Consider the following 4,834-nt stretch of genomic DNA (forward strand, 5'->3'; position numbering starts at 1 on the left):
GGACAACGCCGATGCCCGGCACAGGTCCGGGCATGGCGTTCGCTGGCATGGCCTGTTCCGCGGCCGTTCGAATTGCGCGGCCGCGCCTGCGGTAGATAAGGCGGCGCCGGGTTCGCATGCGTTCCGTGCACTGGTTGGCATCACCGGTCATGGCGCTGCTGGCCGGGGGCCTGCAGGCGCTGGCGCTGGCCGATCCGTGGACCGGGCAGGCGCACTGGTGGCTGCAACTGCTCAGCCTCGCCTGGCTGGTGTGGCAGCTGGCGCAGGGGCTGGCGCGTCCGCGTGCCTGGCTTGCGAGCGACTGGGGCCAATCGGATACCGGCGGCTGGCGCCACGGCCTGCTGCGCGGCTGGCTGTTCGGTTTGGGTTGGCTCACCGGCACCTTCTGGTGGCTGTTCATCTCCATGCACACCTATGGCGGGCTGGCAGCGCCGCTGGCGGTGGCGGCGGTGCTGGCGCTGGCCGGCCTGCTGGCGATCTACTACGCGCTGGCGGCGGCGCTGTTCATGGCGCTGGCGTCGCTGCGGCGGCCCTGGCTCAGCGCGCTGGCCTTCGCCGCGCTGTGGACGCTGGCCGAGCTGCTGCGCGGCACGCTGTTCACCGGCTTTCCCTGGGGCGCGAGCGGCTACGCGCATGTCGACGGTCCGCTGGCCTTTCTGGCGCGCTATGTGGGCGTGTACGGGCTCGGCTTCGTCGCCGCGGCGCTAGCGGCGCTGCTGGCGCTGACGCCACGGATGCGCTGGGGCAACGCCCGCAGCCTGGCCGGCATCGCCGTGCTGCTGGCGCTTGGCGCCGGCCTGTGGGGCTGGCGCCATTGCGAGCTGGATCCGGCGCGCTGCGGCATGGCGTCGCCAAGCCAGCCGGCACTGCTGACGGACGTCGCGCTGCTGCAGGGCAACATCCCGCAGGACGAGAAGTTCGTGCCGGGCACCGGCATCGCCGATTCGCTGCGCTGGTACGGCGAGCAGCTGCGTGACAACCAGGCGGCGCTGGTGGTGGCGCCCGAAACCGCGCTGCCGCTGCTGCCCGAGCAACTGCCCGAGGGCTACTGGCAGGCGCTCGTCGAGCGTTTCGCCGGCCCCGGCCAGGCGGCGCTGCTGGGGGTTCCGCTGGGCGACATGGAGACCGGCTACACCAATTCGGTGGTCGGCTTCAAGCCAGCTCAGGCCCAGCCCTACCGCTACGACAAACACCACCTGGTACCCTTCGGCGAGTTCATCCCGCCCTTCTTCAAGTGGTTCGTGCGCATGATGAACATCCCGCTGGGCGACTTCGCGCGCGGCGGCGTCGGCCAAGCCTCGTTCGAGTGGCAGGGCCAGCGGCTGGCGCCCAACGTCTGCTACGAGGATTTGTTTGGCGAGGAGCTGGGTGCGCGCTTCATCGACGCGGCGCGTGCGCCCACGGCCTTTGTCAACCTCAGCAACATCGCCTGGTTCGGCGACAGCGTGGCGATCGACCAGCACCTGCACATCAGCCGCATGCGCGCGCTGGAGTTCGAGCGCCCGATGCTGCGCGCCACCAACACCGGTGCCACCGCCATCATCGACCACCGCGGCGTGGTGACGCAGCTGCAGCCGCGGCTGACGCGCGGCGTGCTGCGCGGGCAGTTCGAAGGCCGCACGCACGTCACGCCGTTCGCGCGCTGGGTGGCGCGCGCGGGGCTGTGGCCGCTGTGGGGTCTGTGCGCGCTGATCGTGCTGGTGTGCGGGGCGCGCCGCCGCGCCTGAGCGGCGCCGGCCGCGGCTGCAGGCACAATGCGCGAATCATGGCCGAATTCTTTTCCTACGACGACCTCATTGCCTCCGGAGAGGGGCGCCTGTTCGGACCCGACGCCGGCCGCCTGCCGCTGCCGCCGATGCTGATGTTCGACCGCATCACCCACATCGACGGCGATGGCGGCGCCCACGGGCTGGGCCGCATCGAGGCCGAGCTCGACGTCAGGCCGGATCTGTGGTTCTTCGCCTGCCACTTCCAGGGCGACCCGGTGATGCCCGGCTGCCTGGGCCTGGACGCCATGTGGCAGCTGATCGGCTTCTACCTGACCTGGTTGCGCCTGCCCGGACGCGGGCGCGCGCTGGGCGCGGGCGAGGTCAAGTTCACCGGCGAGGTCGGCCCCGAGGTCAAGCTGGTGCGCTACGAGATCGACATCAAGCGGGTCATCAAGCGCAAGCTGAACATGGCCATCGGCGACGCGCGCCTGCTGGCCGACGGCAAGGAAATCTACGTTGCCAACGACTTGCGCGTGGGCCTGTTCTCGCGCGAGGGCGGCGCGCTCGGCGCCGGCGCCTGAGCCCGCCCGCGGCGCCCCGCCACACGCTGGCGGGGCTTGGCTTCTAAAATCAGCACTTTTTGCCGCTCATTTTGGGCCGCGCCCGCGCGCCGGCTGCCGCCATGCTCACCTTCCAGCAACTCATTCTCAAACTCCAGCAGTACTGGGACGCGCAGGGCTGCGCGCTGCTGCAGCCCTATGACATGGAAGTCGGCGCCGGCACCTCGCACACCGCGACCTTTCTGCGCGCCATCGGCCCCGAACCCTGGAAGGCGGCTTACGTGCAGCCCAGCCGCCGGCCCAAGGACGGCCGCTACGGTGAGAACCCGAACCGGCTGCAGCATTACTACCAGTATCAGGTGGTGCTGAAACCCGCGCCGAGCAACATCCTCGATCTGTACCTGGGCTCGCTCGAGGCGCTGGGGTTCGACCTCAAGCGCAACGACATCCGCTTCGTCGAGGACGACTGGGAGAACCCGACGCTGGGCGCCTGGGGCCTGGGCTGGGAGGTGTGGCTGAACGGCATGGAGGTGACCCAGTTCACCTACTTCCAGCAGATCGGCGGCATCGACTGCAAGCCGGCCACCGGCGAGATCACCTACGGCCTGGAACGCCTGGCGATGTACCTGCAGGGCGTCGACAGCGTGTTCAAGGTGCAATGGACCGAGGGCCTGAGCTACGGCGACGTCTACCTGCAGAACGAGCAGGAGCAGTCGGCCTACAACTTCGAGCACAGCGACACCGGTTTCCTGTTCGCCGCCTTCGACGCCCACGAGCGGCAGGCTGAACTGCTGATCGAGAAACAGCTTGCCCTGCCGGCCTATGAGCAGGTGCTGAAAGCCGCCCACACCTTCAACCTGCTCGATGCGCGCGGCGCCATCAGCGTGACCGAGCGCGCAGCCTACATCGGCCGCATCCGCAACCTGGCGCGCGCAGTGGCGCACGCCTATTACGAATCGCGCCAGCGGCTGGGCTTTCCGCTGGCGCCGCGCGAGTGGGTCGAGCAGCTCGAAGCCAAGGCCGCGTGAAGGAAGCGAGCAGCATGAGCACACCCAACCTCCTCGTCGAACTGTTCGTCGAAGAACTGCCGCCCAAGGCACTGAAGAAGCTCGGCCAGGCCTTTGCCGGCCAGCTGTTCGAGCAGCTGAAAGCCCAGGGCCTGACCGCCGCCGATTCGGCCGTCACGCCCTACGCCACCCCGCGCCGGCTGGCTGCGCACATCACGCAGGTGGCGGCCAAGGCGGCCGACAAGTCTATGCAGGTCAAGCTGATGCCGGTCAGCGTGGCGCTCGACGCCGCCGGCCAGCCGACGCCGGCGCTGCTGAAGAAGCTGCAGGCGGTCGGCGCCGATCCCTCGGTGGTGCCGCAGCTCAAGCGCCAGCCGGACGGCAAGGCCGAGGCGCTGTTCCTCGACACCCTGGTCACCGGCGCCACGCTTGACAGCGGCCTGCAGAAGGCGCTGCACGAGGCCATTGCCAGGCTGCCGATCCCGAAGGTGATGACCTACCAGCTGGAAAGCGGTTGCCGGCTGCCCGGCTGGGACAGCGTGCAGTTCGTGCGCCCGGCGCATGGCCTGGTGGTGCTGCACGGCAGCGCGGTGGTGCCGGTGACGGCGCTGGGCCTGACGGCGGGGCGGCTCACGCACGGCCACCGCTTCGAGGCCGCGATCGATCCGATCAGCATCGAGGACGCCGACCGCTATGCCGACACGCTGCGCACGCGGGGTGCCGTCATCGCAAGCTTCGAAGAGCGCCGCGCCGCCATCGCCGCGCAGCTCGCGACCGCCGCCGCGCAGGCGGGTGCCGGCCTGCATGCGGTCGACGACGACGCGCTGCTGGACGAGGTGACGGCGCTGGTCGAGCGGCCCAAGGTGCTGGTGTGCCAGTTCGAGCAGGCCTTCCTCGACGTGCCGCAGGAATGCCTGATCCTGACCATGAAGGCGAACCAGAAGTACTTCCCGCTGCTGGATGCGGCAGGCCGGTTGACGAACCGGTTCCTGGTGGTCAGCAACATCGATCCGCAGGACGCCAGCGCGGTGATCGAGGGCAACGAGCGCGTGGTGCGCCCGCGCCTGCAGGACGCCAAGTTCTTCTTCGATCAGGACCGCAAGAAGACCCTCGAATCGCGCGTGCCGCAGCTGGCCAAGGTGGTCTACCACAACAAGCTCGGCACCCAGGGTGAGCGCGTCGAGCGCGTGCGCGCCATCGCGCGGGCGATCGTGGGACTGCTGGAGCAGTCGGGCCAGCAGTTCGGCGGCGCGGTGCTGGCAGAGCAGACGGACCAGGCAGCGCTGCTGGCCAAGACCGACCTGCTGACCGACATGGTGGGCGAATTCCCCGAGCTGCAGGGCATCATGGGCGGCTACTACGCGCGCCACGACGGCCTGTCCGAGGACATCGCCTTCGCCATCGAGGACCACTACAAGCCGCGCTTCGCCGGCGACGAGCTGCCGCGCGGCCCCGTCGGCACCGTGGTGGCGCTGGCCGACAAGCTGGAGACCCTGGTCGGCATGTTCGGCATCGGCAACCTGCCGACCGGCGACAAGGACCCGTTCGCGCTGCGCCG

Annotated in this window: 4 protein-coding genes; all 4 read left to right on the forward strand. The window is 69.7% G+C overall.

Annotation, left to right across the window (positions count from 1 at the left end; translation table 11 throughout):
* Nucleotides 1–116 precede the first annotated feature (116 nt).
* On the forward strand, nt 117–1,727 hold the full coding sequence (lnt, locus tag PK606_RS15845) for an apolipoprotein N-acyltransferase (RefSeq protein ID WP_324565321.1): 1,611 nt from the start codon (nt 117–119) through the stop codon (nt 1,725–1,727).
* Nucleotides 1,728–1,765: 38 nt separating this feature from the next.
* Nucleotides 1,766–2,290, forward strand: a complete 525-nt coding sequence (gene fabA / locus PK606_RS15850) for a bifunctional 3-hydroxydecanoyl-ACP dehydratase/trans-2-decenoyl-ACP isomerase (RefSeq protein WP_324565322.1) — start codon at nt 1,766–1,768, stop codon at nt 2,288–2,290.
* 101 nt (nt 2,291–2,391) lie between these two features.
* On the forward strand, nt 2,392–3,297 hold the full coding sequence (glyQ, locus tag PK606_RS15855; protein WP_324565324.1) for a glycine--tRNA ligase subunit alpha: 906 nt from the start codon (nt 2,392–2,394) through the stop codon (nt 3,295–3,297).
* A gap of 14 nt (nt 3,298–3,311) precedes the next feature.
* On the forward strand, nt 3,312–4,834 hold a 1,523-nt coding region (gene glyS / locus PK606_RS15860), incomplete at its 3' end, for a glycine--tRNA ligase subunit beta (protein WP_324565326.1).

The organism is Ottowia sp. (assembly GCF_035444425.1).
Lineage (GTDB): Bacteria > Pseudomonadota > Gammaproteobacteria > Burkholderiales > Burkholderiaceae_C > Ottowia.

Bases quoted from the DNA above. Each gene is read 5' to 3' on its own strand.
- glyQ (WP_324565324.1), top strand. From the start codon at position 2,392: ATGCTCACCTTCCAGCAACTCATTCTCAAACTCCAGCAGTACTGGGAC.
- fabA (WP_324565322.1), top strand. From the start codon at position 1,766: ATGGCCGAATTCTTTTCCTACGACGACCTCATTGCCTCCGGAGAGGGG.
- lnt (WP_324565321.1), top strand. From the start codon at position 117: ATGCGTTCCGTGCACTGGTTGGCATCACCGGTCATGGCGCTGCTGGCC.